Raw genomic sequence first — 24236 nt, 5'->3', positions numbered from 1 at the left:
GATAGATTTTGCGCCTTTTTATTTAGACCTAGATTTGCACACAATCAAGTGCATTCTAGGTTAATTTATATCGATGCAGATAAATACTGCATGCAGACTATTTAAAAAATTTATAATTAATGTTATATTCGAAATTAACTGTTGTAAGTTTATTAAGTCAGGAGGAGAAGATTTGATTGCAGCATCACTTGGTTCACTAATGAAAGGTCAGGCGGATGGCGTAATAATCTTAAATGAAAATTACGAGATACTTTGGCAAGACCTAAGCGAAATTATTTCGTTTGAATTTACTGAAGGCACTCATATTTCTAATTTTATCCCCTGCGAGCATGTACGATTTATGGATAATGAATCTTTTTCGGTTACACTCAATCAGAGAAAATTTTCTGTTGAGGTTAAGGTGTTTTCTGCCAATCATCCTTATATTATTCTTTGCTTTGAGGATATTTCTGACTTATTAAAGAATCCAAAAATGAGATTATATTGCTTGGAAAAAATTATCGAATCATTAGGTGAAGGGATTATGATGAGCAATCAAAAGGGCGAAATTGTTTTATACAATCTTGCTCAGGAGAAAATGGAAGGGCTGAATAGGAATGAGATTATAGGCCAGCACTTGTGGTCTGTTTATAATTACAATCCGCAAAATTCCGAGCATAAACATACCTTCAAGACTGGAAAGCCTATTTTTTCAAGATATAGAGCTCATTCAACTGTTAATGGAGTGCCAAAATATGTGAATTACAGCACATTTCCTATCCAAAAGGATGGAGAAACAATTGCCGTTTATTCCATTAGTACAAATGAAACTAGACTCAAAGATATGCTTTATCAGACTATTGAACAGAAACGAAAAATTACTAGTTCTGAAAAAAGCGGGGCTGAATCAAAAAATGGCACTACTTATACGTTTGAAAATATTAAAGGAAATAGCCTCGCATTAAAAAATTTAATAAAAGAGGCACAAAACATTGCGATTCATAACACCGATGTGTTAATTGTTGGAGAAACAGGAACAGGGAAGGAGCTGTTTGCCCAAAGCATCCATAATCACAGCCCAAGAGCTAACAGCCCATTTATCGCTATTAATTGTGCAGCCATACCTGAAAACCTTTTAGAAAGCACCCTTTTTGGCACAGTGAAAGGAGCTTTTACTGGAGCGACCAATCAAATTGGTCTCTTTGAACACGCAAAGGATGGCACTTTATTTCTAGATGAAATCAACTCTATGCCAATGACATTGCAATCTAAGCTTATGCGTGTTTTACAGGAACGGTTAGTCAGACGAGTAGGATCAAACGATGTAACACCCGTGCAATGCACTGTGATTAGTGCTTCAAACGAAGACCCGGAAAGGCTTATTTCTGAAGGTAAAATGCGTCTTGATTTATTTTATCGAATTGCACGCACGAGTCTTTTCATTCCTCCATTAAGAGAGAGGACAGAGGATATTCATTTCTTTATAGAATATTTCTTAGAATCTTATCAAGACAAGTTTAATAAAGAAGTGCCAAATCTATCTAAATCGTTACAAACTACTCTTCTCCAATACTATTGGCCAGGAAATACGAGGGAGCTTGAGCATTTAATCGAGAACATCATTATTAGAGTGAACGAAACAGATCGAGTCATTGAAGTAGATCATCTGCCAACCTATATTAGAAGAAAAATATTTTCCCAAACAAAAAATAAATCGAGTGAAATGAAAGAATTAGAGAAGAAGCCAATAAAATCAATTTTTGCCAATTCAAAAGAACACTTTATTCTAACAACACTAGAGCAAACGGATTGGAATATATCAAAAGCAGCCAGAAAACTTGGGATTACCCGTCAAAGTCTTCAATATCACATAAAAAAATACGGGATTGAAAAGCCCAGCTAAAGGGTAAAAATCTTGCCATTTGCGATATCATTGCAGTAAGTGCCTTCTCTGTTTCTTTTAAAATCTTGTATTCCCTTCTAAAAAATGGTAGTATTACATAGCTATTTTAAGGGAAAAAGAGGATTTAATATGAAGATTAGAGATTGGGATTCGAATCTAAAAGTACGATTATTTGGAGAAGCGGCAATCAACATCACTTTTTGGATGTTCTTCCCTTTTTTGACGATTTATTTTGCAGGTGAATTTGGGAAGGATAAAGCGGGACTGCTGCTTATTTTTTCTCAAGTATTTTCCGTTTTAGCGAATTTAATGGGAGGCTATTGTGCGGATCGTTTTGGACGAAAAACGATGATGGTTTTATCAGCCTTCGGACAGGGTCTTAGCTTTCTAGTCTTTGCGCTCGCAGATTCTCCATGGCTCAATTCACCATGGCTTGGATTTATTTGTTTCGCCTTTGTTGGCGTATTCAGTTCGTTTTATTGGCCGGCAAGTCAGGCAATGGTCGCAGATGTTGTCGAGGAAAAGCATCGCAGTCATGTATTTGCGATCTTCTATACATCGATTAATATCGCGGTTGTTATTGGGCCTGTGTTGGGCGCCATTTTTTACACGAAATACCGTTTCGAGCTTCTATTAATTGCGGGCATCATCTGTATTATTTTAGCTGTGATTTTAGCAAAAATGACAAGAGAAACTGTGCCTCAGCAGTCCCAACTAGTTAATGAGAATGATAAATGGTATTCCTTTTTAATCCACCAGATGAAGGACTACGGGATTATTTTTAAGGATAAAACCTTCCTCCTTTTTATCATTGCGGGTGTATTGGCGGCACAAACATTTATGCAGCTGGATTTATTAATTCCGATTTATACGAGCGAGTTTGTACACAATCAGCCATTATTGAAATTCGGTGATTGGGCTTTTTCGGTCAGTGGTGAACAAGCTTTTGGCATTCTTTTATCTGAAAACGGCTTCCTTGTTGCCTTATTCACAGTAGCTGTTACGAAAATCATGATTAAATATAAGGAAAGAAATGTATTTGTTATTTCCTCCCTTACGTATGCAGCAGCCATTTTCATGTTTGGACAAACAAATTGGATTTGGGGATTAATTATCGCTATGGCACTCTTCACATTTGGTGAGCTAATGACAGTGGGCATTCAGCAAAGCTTTGTTTCAAAAATCGCTCCTGAGCATATGCGCGGCCAATATTTTGCGGCAGCAAGCCTGCGGTTTACATTCGGCAAAACAATTGCCCCCATCTCCATTCCTTTGACTGTATGGATTGGGTATGACTGGACGTTTATAATTTTGGCTGGCCTTGCGGTTTTAAGTGCCGTGCTTTACTGGCTCATGTTTGCTATTTCTGAGAAACCAAATACTGTAGTTAGCAAAAAGGGATCTGTCTAGGATTCCTTTTTGTGCGTCTGGGAGAATTAATATTTCTTCAAAGTATCTTTTTTACATCAAAAAAGTTACAATTAAAAAGAAGTTTTTGGTAAAGGAGAATACTTAATGAATGATTTTCAAACAAATTTAGAGAAATATGCAGAGCTTGCGGTAAAGGTTGGAATTAATATTCAACAAGGGCAAACTCTTGTCATTAATACAACCCTTGATTCAGCTGATTTAGTTCGTCTTATTGTGAAAAAAGCGTATGAGTCAGGTGCTTATAATGTAGTTGTGAATTGGAACGATGATCTTGTATCTCGTACGAAATATGAACTCGCACCTGATGAGGCTTTCAATGAATATCCTGAATGGCGTGCGAAAGAATCTGAAGAATTGGCAAAGAACGGTGCTGCCTTCATGTCGATCGTTTCCGCAAGCCCGGACTTACTAAAGGGTGTTAAATCCGAGAGAATCGGTAATTTTCAAAAAGCTGCAGGGAAAGCGCTTTCTAACTTCAGAAAAATGATGATGGCGGATAAAGTCAGCTGGACTGTCATTGCCGCTCCATCCCCAGCATGGGCCGATATGGTTTTCCCTGACGCACCTGCAGATTCTAGAGTACAATTATTATGGGATGCGATTTTTAAAGCTACACGTACGGATGTAGAAAATCCAGTTGAAGCTTGGAAGCAGCACGATGAAACGCTGCACGAGAAAGTAGATTATTTAAACAGTAAACGTTATAAAAAGCTGCACTATAAAGCACCTGGAACTGATTTAACGATCGAGCTTCCTGAAAAGCATCTTTGGTGTGGTGCAGGCAGCATCAATGAAAAAGGTCATGAATTCATGGCCAATATGCCAACCGAAGAGGTGTTTACTGTCCCTCATAAAACTGGTGTGAATGGAACAGTATCAAGTACAAAGCCATTAAGCTATGGCGGAAATATTATCGATCAATTTACATTAACCTTTGAAAATGGCCGAATTGTTGATGTTAAGGCAGAGAAAGGTGAAGAAATTCTTAAACAGCTTGTCGATACAGATGAAGGATCACATTATCTTGGTGAAGTGGCGCTTGTTCCTTTTAATTCGCCAATTTCCCAATCTAATCTGCTTTTCTATAATACATTATTCGATGAAAACGCATCAAACCATCTTGCAATCGGCAGTGCCTATTCATTCTGTTTAGAAGGCGGAAAGCAGATGTCAAGTGATGAGTTAAAGGAACATGGCCTAAATGAAAGTCTTACTCATGTGGACTTCATGATTGGATCTGCTGAAATGGACATTGATGGCATTACAGTAGACGGAAAAACAGAGCCTGTCTTCCGCAATGGGGATTGGGCATTTTAATAAGAAAAGCGGAAGCGCCTTGATCAGATGAACATCGACTAAAAACCGCCACGTCCTGTGGCGAACGCCGATGTCAGCACATCCTGTGCAAGTCCGACAAGCATAAAACAAGCCGGCAGGAAGGTTGTTCTTTAACCTTCTTGACGGATTGGCTTATGACCTCGAGGGGCTAGGCGCTGAAGCTAGACAATAACAGTTGAAAGGCTGTCGACTTTGTCGGCAGCCTTTACTATGTTTACTTTTTCGATAAATAAATGGTTTTCACTTTCCCATCCTCACTAGATAAAACCTTTACAACATATTTATCTGCATTATAGACAGCGAGAATCTCTTTATCCGCATTGATCTCCTCTTGCTCCGGATTTCCAAGTAATTTCTTAATCTCATCCATTGTTGTTTTCACCCGCTCACCGGGGAAGGAAACGGCTGTTACCGTTCCAGTTGCTTGCTCATAATAATAGGTTATTTCTGGGTACATCAAATAAGGAGTACCTTCCGTTAACCCTTCCTCCATAAAATTCGGCTCGGATTTCTTAATGTTAGCAATATTCGTTCCGATTGGATACGGACTTCCTAAAGGGATTCCTTGCTTCGCCTTTTCGACCATATCATGGCTAAGTTCTATATTATGGAAGGGATAGTATAACTCTTTCTTTTCGCTCCACCGTTTATACCAGTGCTCACTTACATTTCTAGACGTTGCGTCAAATGTAGATTCATCTTTTTTGGTGATCTCCAATGCTTCTCCATTAAACTCCCATGTACTAAACTTCCAAACTTTATTTTCCTGCAGATGTGCAGTTTGCAAATATTTTTGATTAATCGTTTTTATTTCCGTTCCGGTAATTTCATCTAGTCCTTCTTCAGAGGAAATTTTCACAATCTCTCCATCATTTATTGCATACATTAATGGCTTATAATTCCCTTGCTCACTTGAATGATGTACAGCAAAAACCGTAGTTTTCCCTAACTTTAAAGAATAGGCCTGGTTTAAGGAAGGATTAAATTTGAAAGGGGTCCCCCCATTGACTAGGGCTGCCTGTTTAAATGCGACTGATGAAGCTTTATCTGCTAAATAAAAGAAATACGTTCCAGTAAATAATTGATTTTTTCCAACTGAACCGCTCTCCTCTTTCATTACATTTTGCTCATCCTCAGCATAAAGATATACCGCATAATCGATTGACCCTTCTGTCGCTTCAAACTTGTAAAGTGCTTTTTCCTCTAGCCAAGCTGTGTCCTTAGTCTCCATCTTATCAACAGCCAATTGTGCAGCAGAAGATTTGATTTGTGTCTTTTGAGTATCATTGGATGCATTTGTTTCATTAGAGCATGCGGCTAACGTTCCTGATAACATGATTAAAAAAAGGATATATATATTATTTTTCATAAAAACTCCCTATTAGCTAAAACAATTTTTATTATATTATCATTACAAACATGACAAAAATTTATTGTATGTTAAGAGTGTAACAAATAGCCCGCCATTCTACAAATCTCCCAATATACCCATTTTTCGAAAAACTATAAATATAAAAAGAGCAATAACCCTAATAAAGGCTACTGCTCTTGCCATTCGTTTAATAGCTATTTATTACGTTCGCTTCTCTTCTTCCAGTAAGTAAACTAACTGTAATAAACGCTATCAATGATAATACAATCGGCATGACAACCGTGTGCATACCAAAAGGATTTGGAAAATACATATGGATTATAATGTAAGATCCAATCCCTATAGCCATTGATGAAATGGCTCCAAATTTATTGCCTCTTTCCCAATATAATCCTAGAACTACTGGCCAAATAAAGGCTGCTTCTAAACCGCCGAATGAAAATAAGTTGAGCCAAATGATAAGATCAGGCGGACTCAGGGCCATTAGAAAGACAAGTATACCTAAAATCGCGGTCACCCCAAAGCTCATTTTCTTAATGGTGCCTTCTCTAGCATCTGGTCTAATATAGTTCAAATATACATCTTTCACGACAGCAGAGCTTACAAGCAGCAATAAGGAATCAACCGTTGACATGATGGCAGCCATTGGTGCAGCCAATACTACTCCAGCAAGCCACGGAGGCAGCACTTCAAGCGCGATAAGCGGCATTACCTTATCGCCAATTTCAATCCCCGGAAGAATTGGCCGGGCAAACACACCGATTAAATGCATGCCGAGCATAATAAATCCAACAACAACTGTCCCTATAATGATAGCCCGGTGCATTGCTTTCGAATTTTTATATGACATGGCACGTACCGTTACTTGCGGCAGCCCAACCACTCCAACTCCAACTAATATCCAAAATGACGATACATAAAGCGGGGTTAACCCCCTATCGAAACCGTATGGACTAATTAAATTCGGATTTTCCGCTGCGAGATCCTTAATTATGTTTGGAATTCCGCCGCCAGCAATAATGACAGCAATCAGTAATATTAGCGTCCCAATAAACATGATAGCTCCTTGTACAGCATCTGTTAGAGCTACTGCCCGAAAGCCGCCAATAATGACATAAACCATGACAGAAATCGCAAAAATAAATAAAGCTGAAAGATAGCTTAGCCCTGTCAGCGATTCTATCAGTCTAGCCCCGCCAACCCATTGTGCCGCCATTGCAGAAAAAAGAAACACGATGATACTAAAGGCTGATAGGAGGACAACCCACTTGCTTTGATAACGCTCCTTTAAAAAGTCAATCAAAGTAACTGCTTGATATCTTCTCGCTGTGATGGCAAATTTCTTCCCTAGAACCATGAGGACAAAATAGCCGGTCACTACTTGAGACATAGCGAGCAGCACCCATCCAAGCCCCTGTGTATAGGCAACTCCCGGACCACCGATGAAGCTGCTTGCACTTCCATAGGTCGCCATCATCGTCATCGCCAAAATAAATCCGCCAAGCTCCCTTCCCCCAAGAAAATATTCCTGCAGAAAGGAGTTGGATTCATTCATCTGCCTGCTTGCCCAAAATCCTATAATAAAAATAAGAACAAGAAAAATAATTAACGGAGCGACTACTTGCCAGCTCATTTCGCAGAGGTCCCCCCTTCCGTCTCTTCATCAAAGGAGACATCTTTAAAGAAAAACTTAACAGCAACAATTACAAGCATGACCATGATGATAAACCCAGCTACACAGCTGTAGAAAAACCAGGCTGGCAGACCCCATATGTATTCGTATTTTTCCACAGGAGCTGAGCCCATTCCATATGCAAAGCCAAACCACCAGATAAAGTTAAATAGAACAAGTCCAATTCCGATCCATGCTTCTTTTTCAGCAATTTTAAACCGTGGATCTACTTTATGGCTTCTTTTTTCCATTTTGTTCTCCTTAATATTTTTTCCTCTTTAAAAGTCCAATATATAACTTCAATAAAAAAAGCAGAATTCCTCTGCTTTTCTATATTATATAGTTGAAGGAACCTCCCACACAACAAATGTTGCAAATTACATAAGTCTTTGTTAACTGGAAATTCATCTATATAACATAGTATAATAGACGTTAATTTTGTAAGAGAAAGGTGTTTTTTCAAACTATGATAAATGAATTTAAAAAATTTGCGCTAAAAGGAAATGTGCTAGATCTCGCAGTCGGAGTGATCATTGGGGCTGCTTTTGGAAAAATTGTTTCCTCCCTCGTAGAAGATATAATTATGCCGCTAGTAGGGCTGCTAGTTGGCGGGGTTGATTTAACAAAGCTGCTCGTTATTACAGTTGGGACAGCTGAAATAAAGATTGGCGCGTTTGCTCAGACGATTCTAGATTTTCTTATCGTTGCGTTTTCGATTTTTATTTTTGTCAGGATCATAAACAAACGCTTTAAAAAGCAGGAAGAATCGAAGCCAGCAGTCGATAAGAAGGAGGTTCTTTTGGCAGAAATCAGAGATTTATTAAAGGAAAAATAAAATTTTTGAAACTCTTTTAAAGGACTAACGTATAATTATATAGAAAATTTTTTTGGGGTGAAGCAGAATGTATATGCAACAAACCGCAAACCATAGGTATTTACCCGCCGTTTTAAGAACATTTGCGATTTCACTAGGAATTGCCTTTATTGGCACAATGGCAGGGGTTTTCGTTCCGCCGGCTATGTTTTTGCCGCTCATTATTCTTGAAATAGGAATGCTATTATTTGCATTTATTATACGCCGAAGAAAGGCTATGTCGTATTCTTTCCTTTTCTCCTTTACATTTATTTCGGGAATGACGACTTATCCAATTATTTCTCACTATCTTGCGATAATCGGTCCGAACCCAGTATTGCTAGCATTAGCCACAACGACTACCGTTTTTACAGGCTTAGCGATTTATGCTTCAACAACAAAGCGTGATCTGACCTTCCTGGGCGGCATGCTGATGGCTGCTCTGTTTGCACTGATAGCCATTTCAATCTTTCATATTTTCTGGCCGCTTAGCTCTACGGGAATGCTAGCTTTCTCCTTTATTGGAGTGCTTGTATTTAGCGGATATGTTCTCTTTGACTTTAATCGTATGAAGAGATATGGTGTAACGGCAGAAGAAGTGCCTTTAATGGCTCTTAACTTATATCTTGATTTTATTAACTTATTCATTAATATTCTTCGTATTTTCGGTATTCTTGGAAGCAGAGACTAATAAATGCAAATCCCTCCTTTCGCATTGAAGGAGGGATTTGCATTTATTCGACCTTATATTCCTCTTTTAAAATTCCGTAATACGTTAAATCCAATGGCTTGCCATCTTTACATACATGATTGCGGAAAATTCCTTCATGCTTCATCCCACACTTTTCCATAATCCTCCACGAACCAGGGTTACTTGTAAAAGCCGCTGCATAAATACGATTCAGGTTTAATACTTCAAAGCCGTATTTGATGATCAGCTTTGCCGCTTCGGTTCCATATCCATTTCCCCAGAAGGGCTTACCAATCCAATAGCCAACTTCTCCCCTTTTATGCTCCGTTACAGGTCGAAGCCCAATAAGGCCTATAAAACTTCGATTCTCCTTGCAGATAATCGCAAAGTTGAAGTTTCTTCCCTCTTTTTGCGCCTCTAAAACACTCCTGATAAAATCTCTAGCAGAGCCCTTTGGATACGGATGCGGAATATTTAAGGTTGTTTTCGATATCTCATAGTCACTTGCGTATTCTTCAACTTTTTCAGCATCATCAAGGGTTAGCGAGCGTAGGATCACTCGTTTTCCGTCCAGTATTTCCATTTCTGCACACACCTTTATTTAAGATTGAAATGAATATATAAAGACAGGCATACCACAAGCAAATGTGATATGCCCTTCCATCTATTCCACTGTTACAGCCAGTTCCTTTATTAATAGGGATGGTGAACCGATATAGCCTGGAGCGACAAAAGAAAATGAAAAGTCAAGATCTGAGCCAATTTGCTCAATGCTGTTTAATAGCTCATAGAAATTTCCCGCAATTGTCATTTGCTTGACGGCGAACTGAATCTCACCATCCTTTACATAATAGCCTTTGGCGGCTAAAGAAAAATTACCGGAAACCGAATCTGCACCAGAATGCAGCCCTTCCAAATCGGTTATGATGATGCCTTCCTTTATCGATGAAGTCAGCCCTTCCAAACTCGTTTGGCCTGGGGTAATATAGAAATTTGTTGGTGAAACAGCTAAAGTTCCTTTATAGGAAGATTTATAAGCATTCCCCGTTGACTCAACATTTGCTTTCTCTGCTGTTTTTCGATTGTGAAGAAGTGTAACAAGTCTTCCATCTTTGACAATTTCCTTTTTAGCTGTTGCCACTCCTTCACTGTCGAAGGTTTTACTGAACAGTCCGTTTTCCAGAAACGGATCATCTACAATTTGTAATGCCGGAACAGCAATGGATTCTCCAACCTTTTCTTTTAAAAGAGACTGGCCCTTTTGTGCGTTTTCGGCAGAAAAAACCGGCGAAAAAGTTTGCAGGAGACTTCCTGCTGCGGTATTTCGTAATATTACCGGATAGCGTTTGCTGGGCACTGTTTGTGCATTTAACTGTGAAAGAGCCTCTTCAACAGCTTGCTTGGCAATCTCTTCAGGATCTAAAGAGGAGAAATCCCTTGTCACGTTTATATATAACCCTGTTTTTATTTCATCCCCCTGCTTCACAACAACAGAAATAAACATACCGATATGGTTAAGCCTTTCCTTAAGTGCGAGCCCCTTGCTATTTATGATGGTTCTCTCTGAATCTGCGCTTTCCAGCATAAAATAATTCGTCCCTGTGACTCTTTCATCATAAGCATAAATATGCTTTTCGATTGTCTTTAATAGTTCTACTTTTTCTGGAATGGACACTTTCTCCAGCTCATTTGAATAAAAGCTTCCATCATAGTAAGAGTCACTTCCAGCAAACATCTCATCCATTGTTTCTTCCTCAGAAACTAGAGCATTTTCCTTGGCGCTTTCTACCAAAAATAACAAGGATTCCTCATCAAGCTTTTCAGTGAACGCACTGCCTGTTTTTCCATCACATATACCCCGAAAAGAGACCCCAGCTATTTCAGAGCTTTCATAGGAATCTAGCTCGCCTTTAAACAAACTGCAGCTGAATTTCTCCTCTTTTTCATAATAAAGCTCCATATCAGAAAAGCCATGCTGCTCCGCAAGTGAAAAAAGCTTCTGCTTAAAATCCTGGACCATCATCCTTATTCAGCCTCCTTACTGCCGCCAACCGTCATTTCACTAACACGAATCATCGGCTGGCCAACATTGACTGGAATGCTTCCACTTAAGGAGCCGCACATTCCCTCACCATGAGCTAAATTATTGCCTACCATATCGACAAGCTTTAATGTTTCAGCACCGTTCCCAATTAGGGTAGCTCCTTTTAACGGTTTACCCAGCTTACCATTTTTTACATAATAAGCTTCCATTACCGCAAAGTTATAGTCCCCGGTTGCCGGATTAACTGATCCGCCACCCATATATTTAGCATAAATTCCATGCTCCGTATTGGCGATAATTTCTTCTGGAGTGGATTCGCCTTCTGCAATATAAGTATTTGTCATTCTAGAAGTCGGAGCAAAACGGTATGATTGTCTTCTGCCGGAACCTGTTGAAGGCATCCCCATTCTTCGACCGTTAAATTTATCAATCAAGTAACCTTTTAATATCCCATTTTCTATGAGTACATTTTTACGAGCCTTCTCACCCTCATCATCGATTGTAATGGATCCCCACTCATTCTCGAGTGTGCCGTCATCAATATATGTAACGACATCTGACGCCACTTTTTCACCTATCCGATTCGCAAAAACTGAGTTATTTTTTGCCACAGAGGTTGCTTCGAGCCCATGTCCGCAAGCCTCATGAAAAATAACCCCGCCAAATTCATTATCAATAATGACCGGGAATTTCCCGCTTGGACATGGTTCAGCACCTAGCATTGTCACAGCGATTCGCGAGGCCTCTCCCGCATAATGCTCAAGATTTAAATTCTCGAAAAACTCAAACCCCTTATGGGCACCCGGTCCGTAGAAGCCAGGCTGCATTTGACTGCCGTCAGAGGCAATGGATTGGATCGCCAATCTGCTTCTCACTCTCTTATCCTCAACAAATTTCCCTTCGCTATTTGCAATCAGCACATTTTGCTCTTCATCCAAATAACGAATCAGAACCTGCTGTATAGTAGAGTGGTAGTTTTTTGCGATCTCATACGCCTTTTTCATCACGTCCGCTTTGCGGCTTTTTTCGGTATCTTTCGGATTTATTGTAATCGGATGGGCACACGTAATAATTTCTTTAACGAGAGGCTGCGGCTGGATAATCTTATCTCCGGAAATGGCGTGAGCTGCATTTCTTGCTGCTTTTAACAATCCTTCCTTTGAAGCATCCGTTGTATACGTATAGACACTTTGTAATCCTTTGAAAACCCGGATGCCTATCCCAAAATCCCTGCCAGACAAACTATTTTCAATTTTGCCGCTCTGAAGTGTCAGATTGTTTGTATACCGGTCCTCAACAAACACTTCAGAGAAATCACCGCCGGTTGCAAGCGCAGCGGCAAGTACTTCCTCAATGACAGCTGTTGAAAGCATGAAACTCCCCCTCTTTGGTCAGATTATTCTAAACCATCAAACAATTATATCATACTAGTTTTTTCCTATTTTTACTACTATTGTGGGTTTCGATTTCTTCGTGGTCTGCTTTGATTTGATTGATAATATCCTCTAGTTTTATACATAAAAATAAGATCCCGAAAAACAGGATCTTTGTAAAGTTTTTATTCTTTTTTACTATTTGTCTATTGTTTGCATTACCCGCTTTTCTCTTTAATAATCGGCTCGTCAATCTCCGGTTCAGCAAGGACTCTGACTCCCTTATAGGCATAATAAATAAAGTAGACCGCCATGAGAAGATAGCCGATTTCATAGGCAGGCGCAGCATTAAATGCTAGTTTTGGAGCGTGCATGATTCCAAAGAATGAGAACAGGAATCCGACCATTGAAAATATGGCAGCCTTCTTAAAGTTATGATCAATGACATAGACAGTGATTGCCCCTAAGATGATACCCGAGAACATCGCTCCCTGCCCCAAGGGAACAATAGCCGATGAAATGCCTTCTACGACTTCCCCCGCTGCATTATTAAAACGGGTCATGATGTAGTTCGCGAAATATGGCAGCATGGCAATGGATACGGCCATGAAGTACTTTGCCTGATTGGATTGGAATGCCGTTGCAATCATCGAAATCCCGACAAATACCATAATTGGTGCAATCGCGGAAACAGGAATGATGCTGGAAATCGCGGCGATCAGTCCGAACATAGCGGCGAAAACATAGACAATTCCATTCAGTATACTGTAACCTCGGCCTGCTCCCATCCACTTGGACCCTACTGAGGCCATATAGACAGTTGTCGGGAACGCCCCGCCAAAAAATGTTCCCAGAACTGTACCCACTCCATCGACAGCCATACACTCTTTTACATCATATTTATCACCCAAAGTTGCGACAGCTTCGACATTATTCATTGTTTCTACCGCATTGTAAATAGTAATGGGAATGACGACAGCCAATATTGCGGTCAGGGTAGTAAACAGCAGCACAGTTCCATCAAAAGCTGCAAGTGTTGGAATGAATGGATAAAAACCTAAATCTCCAAGCCCCTCGGTAATCTGCGCAAAACTGGATTGTCCCATTGAATAAGCGATGATTGTTCCAATAATGATGGCGAACAGGGAGGCCGGGATATTAAATGGCATAGCTATTTTACCAATAATTCCGACAATAATAATCGCTAAAACAACTAAACCCACTACCGGGATTTCCAGAGTTTTAAATAGCATTTCTCCTGCAATGAAAGCTAGAGCGATTCCAGCCAAAGCTCCCAGCATGGCAGCTCTTGGAATATGCTTATGAATCCACCTTCCAATAAAACTGACCAGGATTTCTATTAATCCACTGACCAAACATGCACCTACAGCTATTTTCCACGCGAGTTCCGGATCACCGACTATAGTCTTTGCGGGAAGAAGAACTCCAAATAGAAAAACAAACATAACAGGAGTGCTTATACCGTATGCCAATGCCGTAACATCCGCACGCCCTTCCTTTTTCGCAAGTCGGTTTGCCGTATAAGCATAATACAGATTTCCAACTAGGACTGCAATGGCTGCACCAGGTATCACCTTTCCAAAAACGATCTCCTTAGGAAAACCCATCCCCAGCATGCTGACTGCAATGATGACAAAATCCGCGAGGTTGTTTTGAAACAAGGCGAAAAATCCGTCCATATCTTCCCTTTTAAACCAGGGATAATACACAGCTGACTTGTTCAACAAAATGCACCTCCAGCTTCTTTTTAATTTTTAGTCATCTTTTCTAAACCCCTTGTACTTCCATTTTTATAAGTAAAAACACCCCCTTATGACATTCTACACAGCCTGATCCAAAGAAATTCTTCACTACACCATTTACATACATATCAAAAAAACCGCAGATTTAAGACATGTAAAAACACGCCTTTAAGTCTGCGGCTTCTCTAATTCCAATCAATAGAATTCAAGCGACCGGTTTTAATACGGTTGGAAGACATACCCGTAGAAACGAGCCTATCCCCAAGATTCTTATAAATGAAACGCTTACATTTATTTGTTTGTTTTTTTTCGATTCGTCTGCATTCAACTTATATATTATACCTATGGTTCGTCATAGTCAATATATTTTTAGTTTCTTCTAAATATTCAAAAATTATGTTATTTTTTTGTTTTATTCTTGACATTTCCTTTTTTTATCATATAGAAGCATGGTGATTGTTTGGCTTACTGGATTATAAGACCCCTGAGAACAGCCTTGCAAATGACTCCTTCGATCTTTCCACAAAACCTCTTTTGAAATATTGAACAGGGCTGATTTTTTCGCTATATTCCATATCTTCTTCGTAATGGGCAACGAGATCACGGATGGAGCTTGTTCCATACAGGAATACATTGACTTCAAAATTCAAGTGAAAACTGCGCATGTCCATATTCGCCGTTCCAAGCGATGCCAAGTTCCCATCAATGATTATAATTTTCTGGTGCAAAAATCCTTTCCTATAAGAATAGATTTCTGCTCCATAACGAAGCAGCTCAGGGAAATAGGATCTGCTTGCATATTGCGTTAGAAAACCATCATTAATTTCCGGAACCATGATTCGAACTTCTATTCCTTTTCCAGCAGCAACCCTTAATGCGGTTCGAATGGCCTCATCGGGTACAAAGTAAGGACTGGCTATCCAGATCGACTTAGTAGCTGAGGAAATCATGGAAAAATAAAAATCACTCATCAGCGCCTGCTGAGTGTCGGGACCGCTCGCTACAATTTGGACGGCACCATCAAGGACATCCTCTTCTATTTTTAATTTATTCGATGTATATTTCCCGAGAAGCTTTTCCCCGCTGACATATTCCCAATCGAGCAAAAAGACGGTGTGAAGGGAATAAACAGCCTCTCCTTTAAGCAGCATATGAGTATCACGCCAGAATCCGATCGTTCGATCCTCGCCAAGATACTCCACCCCAACATTCAATCCGCCAACAAAGCCAACCTTGCCATCGATCACAATGATCTTACGGTGATTGCGAAAATTTATTTTTTGGTTGAAAAAGCCGTACTTTAATGGGGAAAATGATTGTACTTTTATCCCGGCCTTCTGCATAGCCTGTATGTCTTCTGCATCCATTTTTCTGCTTCCGACTGCATCGACCATAAACAAAACCTCTACATTTTTTCTCGCCTTTTCAATAAGTATCTGGATAATTTCCTTGCCAAGACGATCAGAACGGTAAATATAATATTCCATGTGAATAAAAACTTCTGCTTCTCTTAGCCTTTTCTTAATTTCGGAAAAGGTATCTTCCCCATCTTTTAAGATAAATGCTCGTGAGGCTGTACTAATAGGAGTGGGAGAAGCATTACTGGCATATTTTAAAAACGAATGCTGTGTATCCTGCAAAAAGGAAAAATCCGGTGCAGACTCCTGCTGCAAGAGTTTCTTCCACTCATCTCGATCCCGTTTTCGCTTGCTTTTAAAAAGAGACCCCTTTAAATAAAGCTGCCCAGAAAATAAATAAAACAAATATCCTAAAACAGGAAAAAAAATTAAAACATATACCCATAAAAGGGTATGCTGTGGAGATCGATTCTCCAGCATTAAGGAATAGATACTAATCGAGAGTGCAGATATATATAACAGTGAAATTACTGCTTTGACTTCCAAACCGTAACGGCCGAAAAGGATGATATAAAAGGAAAAAATTAAAACAAGTGCAATTAAAAACTCAAACCGGCGCTTTCTCATCTAATCGTTCTCCATGACTGATAAAGTGGTTAAACTCGTATGCCTATTATTTCCTATATACCCAAATTTAATATGGAAAAACTTCATGGGTGTTGTACACTAAATATATATAGAAAAATATACAACGGGATTTTTTAAATAGAGGAGGAGAAAGGTATTCGTACGAAAAATTTAATTATTTTGCTTATAACTTTTGTTATAGAAGTTGCTATAACATATTTTGTCGCATCAAAGTTTTCTGTTCGTTTTATTGAGGTAATGTTTTTCACTGGTGCTGCCTTTTCAGTTATTTCATTTTGGTTCTCAAGCAGTGGAGGTACCGCCACGCGATTTATCGACAGTCATTTAAGTGCCCAAACTGGACTCATTCAAAAGAGAGAGCCGTTTGTTTTTAAAAGAGGTCCAATATTTACTTCCTCTGTGATTTTTCTTTCTATCGGTTTAGTATTGTTTATTCTACTTATTTCTGGAATTATCCCACCTGCGTGAAGTTGGAAATAACAAAATAGTAAAGTACTTGGAACGTTAACCAAGCTCATTTTTCTGTACAAATTAATTTTTTCCCTAACTTGTTCTATAGAAACTATGAGGTGAGACAATGAATATAAGACTATTAAACCCCAGCGATGCTGAAGCTTATCAATATTTAAGATTAATTGCTTTAAAAAATCATCCATCCGCCTTTGCGTCCAGCTACGAAGAAGAGAAAGACCGTCCTTCTGTGGTTTATGGAGAAAGATTTCAATCAGGGGATTCCTTTACCTTCGGCGCGTTTGAAGGCGATGCTTTAATCGGTTCGGTGACATTGTTTATAGAATCCAAAATGAAGCTAAATCATCGAGCTAATATTTTTGCAATGTATGTTTCTCCTGAAAAACGCAAAATGGGCATTGGAAAACAATTAATATCTGCAGCAATCGAAAAAGCAAAAGAGTTAAACGAAATCGAACAAATATACTTAACTGTCGAGGCAACAAACGAGGCTGCCAAGAAACTGTACCATTCCTTTGGTTTTGAAACATTTGGAAGGGACAAAAGGGCATTAAAAATTGGAGATCTATATTTTGATGAGGAGCATATGGTTTTATATCTGTAATTTATATTCACTAACAAGCTCTGGCTAAAATTTGAGAAACTACTTTTAACAAAATTGAGATAATATAGGCAGCCTTGCGCAGCTGCCCTCCTTCTCATTGATATTCTTTTCTTTTCTGCTATTGTCCTGGTCCCCTACATCATTAACATTATTTTAAAAATTGGTTATCTAGCCCATCTATGATTGGCGGACACCAGTGCCGTTATTTATGATAAAATGGGTTAATTTCTTATGCTTACGGACTTAGGTACCGCTATTTTGTAAAAAAGCTGTATTTTCCTCGTGTTTTTTTGTAATAACGAACCTAGTGCAACTAGAATAAAAAGTGGACATCTCCTTAACGAACATCATAATTGGTTATGATGATAATAATTAGGAGGGTTTCCATGGGTGAACATCGTCAAAGATATAGTGAAGAATTTAAACGAGAAACAGTTAGGTTTGCACAAGAGCAACAGCAAAAGAAATCAATGAGAGATATTGCTGATGAGTTAAAGGTTCCACTAAGTTGTCTCCATGATTGGATGACAAAATATCGTGAGTTTGAAAATGAACCTGTCGCAATTGAAGATCGTATAAGAACGTTAGAAAAACAATTACGAGAAAAAGAACGTGAACTAAAAGCTAAAGATAAAAAATTAGCTGAAACTCAAGAAGAATTAGCTATTGTAAAAAAGGCGGTGCACATCTTCAGCAGACCAAAGCCATGAAGTATGAATTCATTGAAAACAATCGCTCTGACTTTTCAGTGATGAAGATGTGTAAAGCATTAAATGTGTCTAGGAGCGGTTATTTTAAGTGGAGAAATCGTGAGCCCAGCCAACAAGAATTGCTTAGAAAAAAGATTAAAGATCGCATTGTCTTTCATTATTATGATTCGGAAAATGTGTATGGCAGCCCAAAAATTACAAAACAATTGCAGAAAGAAGGTTACACAATTACTGAACGTACAGTTAGTAAGTACATGCAGGAATTAGGACTGCGTTCATGTGTTTCTAAGAAATTCAAGGTAATTACAACGAACTCAAATCATGATTATCCTGTTGCACCTAATAAATTGAATCAAAACTTTACTACTTCGGCACCAAACAAGGTGTGGGTAGCTGATATTACCTATATTCCCTGTGGGGAAGGGCGTTTATATTTAGCTAGTATTCTTGATTTGTTTACCCGTGAAATTGTTGGTTGGCGGCTTTACGGACATATGGAAACTCAATTGGTATTAGACGCATTGAATGACGCTTATCAAGCAAAAAAGCCAGACGAAGGATTGCTTCATCATTCGGATCGTGGAACTCAGTATGCCTCAAAAGACTATCGGGAAAAACTCCAGGAATACGGTATGGAAGCAAGCATGAGTCGCACGGGAAATTGTTATGATAACGCCTGTGCGGAATCATTTTTTAGCCTTCTAAAAAAAGAATTGATACAAGGTCGCCGATTCCAGACTAAAAAGCAGGCATATACCGAAATCTTTCGGTACATTGAGTTTTTTTACAATCGGAAAAGAATACACGGATCTATAGGATATTTATCTCCAGTCGAATATGCGCAAAAGTATTATGAGAGGATTTCTGCATAAGTTGGTGATAGGCAGTTTGGTGGCTTGTCTTAAACTAGCGACTAGCCAGATGATTCCGTGGATGGGTCAAGCGGTTTGGGCTTGACGCTTCCACGGAATCATCTATAATTTGAATAATTTAAGACAAGCCTAGCACAATAAATTTCGATATTTAGGTGTCCACTTTCTTGACAGAGCTCCATAGTGTCCGTCTAGCTCATAAATTAGGGCTATTTTATGAAAATAACGGAATCAATGTCCGCATATTTAGTCATAAGAAGGTCTTTCTTGTAGACGCGTAATGCTTGGCACTAGTTCCAACTCTAGAAATATATTTTTTTCCCACCATCTCGGCATCAGGAATTGTTAATGTCGCTGCTAACGGATACTGTCCTTCTATCATTACTTCAAACTCTTCACTTCATTAAAATTCATCTGCCTTTTTAGTTTATTTATAGGTAAGACGTTTAAGGCGGAAAATCGTGCAGCAATTTGAAAATAATGAACAGCATTATCGTGCATACTTATATAGGAACAAATATAAAATTGTAAATAAATTTTAAACGGAATTAATATCCTTTTGTTATGATGAATTTAGAATATACAGATAGGACTCATAGGAGGGCATTATGCAGGAACAAAAAAAATGCAAAGAATCATATGTTATGAAAACAAGTATCGTATTGCCGCCAGATACGAACGCTTACGGAACTTTATTCGGGGGGAAATTAATGGCTTACATAGACGATGCAGCCGCGATATCAGCCACGCGCCATGCAAGGAAGAACGTAGTAACAGCCTCTACGGATTCGGTTGATTTCCTGCACCCCATTCATCAAGGTGATGCCGTTTGCCTAGAAGCCTTTGTTACATATACAGGAAGATCCTCTATGGAAGTATTTGTAAAAGTCATTGCGGAAGATTTATTAACGGGTGAAAGCAATATTTGTGCCATGTCTTTCTTAACGATGGTCGCTGTCGATAAAAACGGAAAGCCTACTCCCGTTCCCGCCGTAATTCCAGAATCAGAGGAAGAGAAAAGCCTGTACGATTCCGCAAAGGAACGCGCAGAAATAAGAAAAAAACGGAAAAAAGACAGTATCGAAAGGGTAAATTCATACAAAATGAATCTGCCTAATTAAAAACATTTTTAGAGCAGCCATTTAAACTTGGCTGCTCTTGTTATTTCTACAGGCTATGTTAATGTATTTTTTTGGCGATCAGACCGCCTTATGCATACATGCTCTCTCCTGTTTTCACCCCGAATAAAACCCGTCCGCATGCATGCTTAAGGCTGGTATTCAACATTAATCGCTAATATAGCCTTTCCATTAATAGTCTAATGAAACTCTCTAACGGGAGAAAGCAGTATGCTAACACCAATTTTCTTACAAATAGTTAGGTAATGCATGAGAAATAAGAGAACAGCCCCGGCATTCATCCCAATGATAATGCCATCCATTTGGAAGCTTTGCATGGAACCGAGGACGTACATCACTGAAAAAGATACAATCGTTGACCAAACAAAATGGTAAAAAGCCTCTTTCATAAGTCCCAGACCGATTAGGAAAGCCTGCATCGGAATGATGAAATAATGCAGCAGGAAAAACGGCCATAGCATTTGTAAATAAATAGCTGCATCAGAAGAATGGAAAAAGTTAAGTGTAATCGGTTCAGCAAATAAGTAGAAGAAAATGACAGCCGGGATTCCGTAAAGAAAGGTGATCATACATACTTGCTGCAGAAGGCGTTGGAGCTTGTCAGTATTTTTTTCAGAATAGGCTTCAGAAACGGTTGGGATGAGCATAATTAAAAAGGAATGGGCAATAAACGCTGGAAAAAAACCTACCGTCATCGCGATTCCCGCCAGCATGCCGAAATGTTCAGTGGCCACGATCCCGCTCACTCCAGCTTGTAATAGAGCTGCCTTAATGAGGAATGGCTCTACCGCATGTGTCAAAGCATGAAATACTCTTAATGCCGTTGTTGGAATGGATACTGCCATCAAGCTTCTCCAAACAGTACCCCCGCTCATTCTTTCGCGCGGCTCTCTTTTTACCTGCTGAAATTGTAGAATAAACATATGGAGCAAGTAGAAGAAAACAACAATCTCGCTCCCTATGAAGGTACAAAAGGCAATTAACACAGCCGTCTCCGTATCAAATTGAAAGACTTGATACAGGAAAACTAGTAATAAAAGCTGTACAATTTTTCTCATAAAATTATAAGTAGCGATTTTCCCCATTTGCTGCTTCCCCATAAAAAATCCTCTTGTAATCGAGGAGAAAGAAACAATCGGGATAAAGGCAATTACTACCCATCTCAGATAAGGATGATACTGATCAAATACTGAGATAAATGGAATAATCGTAATGGCCAATGGCAGTAAAATAGCTGTAAAAATAACGGTTAACTTAATAACATGGTTGAGCATGCTATAATGATATTTCTTGTCTTTTTCCGCAATAAACTTTGAAATGGAGATGGGGAGTTCAAAGCTCGCCAGCAAAACAATCAAGAAAATCGTTGGAAGAATGGACATGTACAGGCCAAGTCCTCTTTCCCCCAGTTCCCTCGCTAAAACCATATTTACTAAAAATTCGATGCATTCTCCCGCAAATGCTGCAACAGCTAATAATAATGTTCCTTTGAAAAATTTATTCATTTTGCCTCTCCTTATACATCTGCCAAATATGACCCGGCTGTATTGCCAGAATCGTATTGTATAAGATATGAGACAAGTCTTTGAAATATTATTTATGTCGAACGTTTTGAAAAAGATTTTAGCAGTCAGCGAATCCCCTATTTCTAAAAAATTCGCATCTTTTTCGAATGATGAGGACATAGAATCCGTTAATTAACAAAAATACGAGGTAAATACCCTATTTTTCATACTATTGTGGAACTAGAGTCCGCTACCCACTTGAAATACCCTCTTTCCAGGTAAATAACGGAATCAGAGTCCACTTTCTTTATTTCTCCATCATTAATTTTAAAATAAGCTCATCTGTTTGCCGAGTCCCTTCATTACCTAGCTTGCAGAAGCTTTCGATGCTTTTCTCAACATCATCGTGGATAAATCCGTCTGTTGATTGAATTTCTTGATGATTAAGGGCTAATAATGCAGATTGGACAGCGACATTCGAACAGGTGGATACCTTCATCGCACAGCCAGCCTTTGCCCCATCGCATATCATCCCAGATACATTTCCGATTGTGTTTTGTACTGCTGCTTTCACCTGCTCTAATTTGCCATCTAACAAGTAAACAATGGCGGAGCTCGCGCCCATTCCCGCCGCTGTTACACCGCATAAGGCAGACAGCCGGCCAAATTTTGATTTGATATGGATTGTGATCAGGTGACTTAAAGCAACAGCCCGAATCATTTTATCCTCGGACACCTGCAGTTTTTCTGCTACGGCAACAACAGGAAGAGTAACAGCAATTCCTTGGTTTCCGCTGCCCGTATTCGCCATAACCGGAAGAGTAGAGCCTGCCATCCGCGCATCCGAGCCTGCAGCTGCAAGAGACATAGCAGCAGTTGCTAAATCATCGGAAAGGAACCCTTTTTTCACATTCTCTTGAATTGTTCTTCCGACATTTAACCCGTAATTACCAGACAAACCTTCCATCCCGATAACCCGGTTTAATTCAATACTCCTTTTTACTAATGATAAATCCTTTATATCAGCCTGAAGAACCCAATGATAAATTTCATCAATGGTTAAACTTTCTAGCTCCTCCTCATCGGTTTGGATGCCAATATTCTCGCAGCCACCGAGGAACACAGCCTTTCCATCCACTTCAATTAACGTAATATTACTGTGATTATCCGAAATCACTACTTTAGAAGTCTGCTTATCTGTTTGAACCGTTACTTCTATATAAAGCCTTTTTGGTGAATCAGCCTGCCCTGCCTTCACTTTTCCTTCATTAATCAGCTGAAGGGCCAAGAGCTCATCTTCCTTAGTTAATCCCTCTAATAATTCCAATTTTTTCTCTGGGTTTCCGGCAACCGCTCCAAGTGCTGCTGAGAAGTCCAGCCCCTTCCCAGACATCCCAGGTATTCCAACAGACTTTGCATTTTTGATAATATTCCCGCTTGCCTTTAAGCAAATTTCTTGGATCGTTCCTTCCACATAGCTTTTCGCTGTTGCTGCAGCCAATGCAATAGCAACAGGCTCTGTACATCCTAGTGCTATAACAAGTTCCTTTTCTAAAATCGCTAATATTTTATGTTTGTCCACTTTTTCTCCACCTGTCTTATCCAGAATAACTTAAGTAAATTTTATCATATCATTTGTTTTTATGTTCTACATGTTATTAACATTTTCAGGAAGATATAAAATGCGTACCCATTGGACTCATAACTTCCTAATCTTAGGAAAATAATAGAATGTAACAAAACAAAAATCACTATTAAAGAGGGACACTGTATTGAGCCTGTTACATTTATCCATTGACTTAATTGTTGGCTTCTTTTTTTTATTTATCATCGTCAAAATTGTCGGCAGAAAGATTATTAATCAAATCACTCCTTTTACATTTATTGCCTCAATTGTATTAAGTGAAATGCTTGGGAATGCTATGTATGAGGATAAGATTGGCGTTTTTTACATTATTTACTCAATGATCCTATGGGGGGCACTGCTATTTATCGTAGAATACCTCGATCGAAAATCCCTCTTTTTCCGTGGAATATTCCAAGGAAAACCTATCGCCCTTATCAAAAACGGCGTCATCGATAGAGAAGGCTTAAAGAAAAGCAGGTTGAATCTTAACCAGCTTCAAAGCTTGCTCCGTCAAAGCGAGACCTTTTCCATTAGAGAGGTAGCCTTCTGTTACTTAGAAAGCAACGGTTCCATTAGTATATTAAAAAAATCGCGCTATCAAAAAACGACTCAGGAGGATTTCAATCTCCCGGGAAAATCAGTCTATGTCCCCATAACACTGATTCGTGATGGAACTGTATTATGGGATGAACTTGAAGAAATTGGTTTTAAGGAAGATTGGTTAAAAACGCAGCTCAGCAATCAAGGTATTACTCATTATAAGGATGTCTTTCTAGCTGAATGGCTAGAGGGAGATGGACTCTTCCTCCAAACAATCCATCCACCAAAACTTTCCACCCCAAAAACACAAAAATGAATACTGTCCTTTTTCGGTGCCTGGCAC

The 24236-nt window shown here is 39.1% G+C and carries 21 protein-coding genes; 10 read left to right on the top strand and 11 right to left on the bottom strand.

Annotated elements, in window-relative coordinates:
• Positions 1–172 precede the first annotated feature (172 nt).
• The 3 genes from RRV45_RS04925 (at position 173) to RRV45_RS04915 (ending at position 4630) form a co-directional block, all read left to right on the top strand.
• Positions 173–1882 (top strand): sigma-54 interaction domain-containing protein, encoded by a 1710-nt coding sequence (locus tag RRV45_RS04925; protein WP_315667650.1) that lies wholly within the window; start codon positions 173–175, stop codon positions 1880–1882.
• Positions 1883–2011: 129 nt separating this feature from the next.
• Positions 2012–3292 (top strand): MDR family MFS transporter, encoded by a 1281-nt coding sequence (locus RRV45_RS04920; protein ID WP_315667648.1) that lies wholly within the window; start codon positions 2012–2014, stop codon positions 3290–3292.
• A 105-nt stretch (positions 3293–3397) separates the two neighbouring features.
• Positions 3398–4630, top strand: a complete 1233-nt coding sequence (locus tag RRV45_RS04915) for an aminopeptidase (RefSeq protein WP_315667647.1) — start codon at positions 3398–3400, stop codon at positions 4628–4630.
• 235 nt (positions 4631–4865) lie between these two features.
• On the opposite strand, the gene RRV45_RS04910 is transcribed toward RRV45_RS04915, so the two are convergent.
• The 3 genes from RRV45_RS04910 to RRV45_RS04900 all read right to left on the bottom strand — a co-directional run bounded on the left by RRV45_RS04910 (position 4866) and on the right by RRV45_RS04900 (position 7946).
• The gene (locus RRV45_RS04910; RefSeq protein ID WP_315667646.1) at positions 4866–6020 is read right to left on the bottom strand and encodes a hypothetical protein; all 1155 of its coding nucleotides are present in this window, start codon (positions 6018–6020) and stop codon (positions 4866–4868) included.
• 190 nt (positions 6021–6210) lie between these two features.
• A complete protein-coding gene (panF, locus tag RRV45_RS04905; protein ID WP_315667645.1) occupies positions 6211–7656 on the bottom strand; it encodes a sodium/pantothenate symporter in 1446 nt (481 codons plus the stop codon).
• Positions 7653–7946: a YhdT family protein gene (locus RRV45_RS04900; protein ID WP_315667644.1), complete on the bottom strand. Its 294-nt coding sequence runs from the start codon at positions 7944–7946 to the stop codon at positions 7653–7655. Before RRV45_RS04900 ends, panF begins: the two co-directional genes overlap by 4 nt.
• Positions 7947–8161: 215 nt before the next feature.
• Between RRV45_RS04900 and mscL the strand changes: the two genes are divergently transcribed.
• On the top strand, positions 8162–8530 hold the full coding sequence (gene mscL, locus RRV45_RS04895; protein ID WP_315667643.1) for a large-conductance mechanosensitive channel protein MscL: 369 nt from the start codon (positions 8162–8164) through the stop codon (positions 8528–8530).
• A 67-nt stretch (positions 8531–8597) separates the two neighbouring features.
• Positions 8598–9239: a Bax inhibitor-1/YccA family protein gene (locus tag RRV45_RS04890; RefSeq protein WP_315667642.1), complete on the top strand. Its 642-nt coding sequence runs from the start codon at positions 8598–8600 to the stop codon at positions 9237–9239.
• Between the two features lie 43 nt (positions 9240–9282).
• Here the strand turns inward: RRV45_RS04890 and RRV45_RS04885 are convergent, their stop codons facing one another.
• The 5 genes from RRV45_RS04885 to cls all read right to left on the bottom strand — a co-directional run bounded on the left by RRV45_RS04885 (position 9283) and on the right by cls (position 16404).
• The gene (locus tag RRV45_RS04885; RefSeq protein WP_315667641.1) at positions 9283–9822 is read right to left on the bottom strand and encodes a GNAT family N-acetyltransferase; all 540 of its coding nucleotides are present in this window, start codon (positions 9820–9822) and stop codon (positions 9283–9285) included.
• A gap of 81 nt (positions 9823–9903) precedes the next feature.
• Complete coding sequence (locus tag RRV45_RS04880) at positions 9904–11262, bottom strand: TldD/PmbA family protein (RefSeq protein WP_315667640.1); 1359 nt, start codon at positions 11260–11262, stop codon at positions 9904–9906.
• 2 nt (positions 11263–11264) lie between these two features.
• Entirely contained in the window at positions 11265–12656 is a 1392-nt protein-coding gene (locus tag RRV45_RS04875) for a TldD/PmbA family protein (protein ID WP_315667639.1), read from the bottom strand.
• A gap of 218 nt (positions 12657–12874) precedes the next feature.
• The gene (locus RRV45_RS04870; protein WP_410489360.1) at positions 12875–14356 is read right to left on the bottom strand and encodes an NCS2 family permease; all 1482 of its coding nucleotides are present in this window, start codon (positions 14354–14356) and stop codon (positions 12875–12877) included.
• Positions 14357–14892: 536 nt separating this feature from the next.
• Complete coding sequence (gene cls, locus RRV45_RS04865) at positions 14893–16404, bottom strand: cardiolipin synthase (protein ID WP_315667636.1); 1512 nt, start codon at positions 16402–16404, stop codon at positions 14893–14895.
• Between the two features lie 598 nt (positions 16405–17002).
• On the opposite strand from cls, the gene RRV45_RS04860 reads away from it, so the two are divergent.
• From RRV45_RS04860 to RRV45_RS04850, 3 genes are all read left to right on the top strand, one after another.
• Positions 17003–17500 (top strand): GNAT family N-acetyltransferase, encoded by a 498-nt coding sequence (locus tag RRV45_RS04860; RefSeq protein WP_315667635.1) that lies wholly within the window; start codon positions 17003–17005, stop codon positions 17498–17500.
• Between the two features lie 386 nt (positions 17501–17886).
• Positions 17887–18210 carry a transposase gene (locus tag RRV45_RS04855; protein WP_315667634.1) on the top strand — a complete coding sequence of 108 codons (324 nt, stop codon included), beginning with the start codon at positions 17887–17889 and terminating at the stop codon, positions 18208–18210.
• Positions 18207–19082 (top strand): IS3 family transposase, encoded by an 876-nt coding sequence (locus RRV45_RS04850; RefSeq protein WP_315667633.1) that lies wholly within the window; start codon positions 18207–18209, stop codon positions 19080–19082. Before RRV45_RS04855 ends, RRV45_RS04850 begins: the two co-directional genes overlap by 4 nt.
• A 250-nt stretch (positions 19083–19332) precedes the next feature.
• Here the strand turns inward: RRV45_RS04850 and RRV45_RS04845 are convergent, their stop codons facing one another.
• Positions 19333–19464, bottom strand: a complete 132-nt coding sequence (locus RRV45_RS04845; protein WP_315667632.1) for a hypothetical protein — start codon at positions 19462–19464, stop codon at positions 19333–19335.
• Positions 19465–19690: 226 nt separating this feature from the next.
• On the opposite strand from RRV45_RS04845, the gene RRV45_RS04840 reads away from it, so the two are divergent.
• Positions 19691–20203 (top strand): acyl-CoA thioesterase, encoded by a 513-nt coding sequence (locus RRV45_RS04840; protein ID WP_315667631.1) that lies wholly within the window; start codon positions 19691–19693, stop codon positions 20201–20203.
• A 197-nt stretch (positions 20204–20400) separates the two neighbouring features.
• Here RRV45_RS04840 and RRV45_RS04835 read toward each other — a convergent pair whose 3' ends face one another.
• Together RRV45_RS04835 and RRV45_RS04830 are read right to left on the bottom strand one after the other, a co-directional pair.
• Positions 20401–21726, bottom strand: a complete 1326-nt coding sequence (locus RRV45_RS04835) for a polysaccharide biosynthesis protein (protein ID WP_315667629.1) — start codon at positions 21724–21726, stop codon at positions 20401–20403.
• Between the two features lie 307 nt (positions 21727–22033).
• Positions 22034–23308 (bottom strand): L-cysteine desulfidase family protein, encoded by a 1275-nt coding sequence (locus tag RRV45_RS04830; protein WP_315667628.1) that lies wholly within the window; start codon positions 23306–23308, stop codon positions 22034–22036.
• Between the two features lie 190 nt (positions 23309–23498).
• Between RRV45_RS04830 and RRV45_RS04825 the strand changes: the two genes are divergently transcribed.
• Positions 23499–24209 carry a DUF421 domain-containing protein gene (locus RRV45_RS04825; protein WP_315667627.1) on the top strand — a complete coding sequence of 237 codons (711 nt, stop codon included), beginning with the start codon at positions 23499–23501 and terminating at the stop codon, positions 24207–24209.
• Positions 24210–24236 lie beyond the last annotated feature (27 nt).

It is taken from the genome of Bacillus sp. DTU_2020_1000418_1_SI_GHA_SEK_038, assembly GCF_032341175.1.
Taxonomy (GTDB): Bacteria; Bacillota; Bacilli; order Bacillales; family Cytobacillaceae; genus Cytobacillus.
This window is presented reverse-complemented; position numbering and strand designations above follow the sequence as displayed.

Coding starts and splice junctions, on each gene's coding strand:
- RRV45_RS04920 (WP_315667648.1), top strand. CDS start 2,012: ATGAAGATTAGAGATTGGGATTCGAATCTAAAAGTACGATTATTTGGA.
- RRV45_RS04915 (WP_315667647.1), top strand. CDS start 3,398: ATGAATGATTTTCAAACAAATTTAGAGAAATATGCAGAGCTTGCGGTA.
- RRV45_RS04910 (WP_315667646.1), bottom strand. CDS start 6,020: ATGAAAAATAATATATATATCCTTTTTTTAATCATGTTATCAGGAACG.
- panF (WP_315667645.1), bottom strand. CDS start 7,656: ATGAGCTGGCAAGTAGTCGCTCCGTTAATTATTTTTCTTGTTCTTATT.
- RRV45_RS04900 (WP_315667644.1), bottom strand. CDS start 7,946: ATGGAAAAAAGAAGCCATAAAGTAGATCCACGGTTTAAAATTGCTGAA.
- mscL (WP_315667643.1), top strand. CDS start 8,162: ATGATAAATGAATTTAAAAAATTTGCGCTAAAAGGAAATGTGCTAGAT.
- RRV45_RS04890 (WP_315667642.1), top strand. CDS start 8,598: ATGTATATGCAACAAACCGCAAACCATAGGTATTTACCCGCCGTTTTA.
- RRV45_RS04885 (WP_315667641.1), bottom strand. CDS start 9,822: ATGGAAATACTGGACGGAAAACGAGTGATCCTACGCTCGCTAACCCTT.
- RRV45_RS04880 (WP_315667640.1), bottom strand. CDS start 11,262: ATGATGGTCCAGGATTTTAAGCAGAAGCTTTTTTCACTTGCGGAGCAG.
- RRV45_RS04875 (WP_315667639.1), bottom strand. CDS start 12,656: ATGCTTTCAACAGCTGTCATTGAGGAAGTACTTGCCGCTGCGCTTGCA.
- RRV45_RS04870 (WP_410489360.1), bottom strand. CDS start 14,356: ATGGACGGATTTTTCGCCTTGTTTCAAAACAACCTCGCGGATTTTGTC.
- cls (WP_315667636.1), bottom strand. CDS start 16,404: ATGAGAAAGCGCCGGTTTGAGTTTTTAATTGCACTTGTTTTAATTTTT.
- RRV45_RS04860 (WP_315667635.1), top strand. CDS start 17,003: ATGAATATAAGACTATTAAACCCCAGCGATGCTGAAGCTTATCAATAT.
- RRV45_RS04855 (WP_315667634.1), top strand. CDS start 17,887: ATGGGTGAACATCGTCAAAGATATAGTGAAGAATTTAAACGAGAAACA.
- RRV45_RS04850 (WP_315667633.1), top strand. CDS start 18,207: ATGAAGTATGAATTCATTGAAAACAATCGCTCTGACTTTTCAGTGATG.
- RRV45_RS04845 (WP_315667632.1), bottom strand. CDS start 19,464: ATGATAGAAGGACAGTATCCGTTAGCAGCGACATTAACAATTCCTGAT.
- RRV45_RS04840 (WP_315667631.1), top strand. CDS start 19,691: ATGCAGGAACAAAAAAAATGCAAAGAATCATATGTTATGAAAACAAGT.
- RRV45_RS04835 (WP_315667629.1), bottom strand. CDS start 21,726: ATGAATAAATTTTTCAAAGGAACATTATTATTAGCTGTTGCAGCATTT.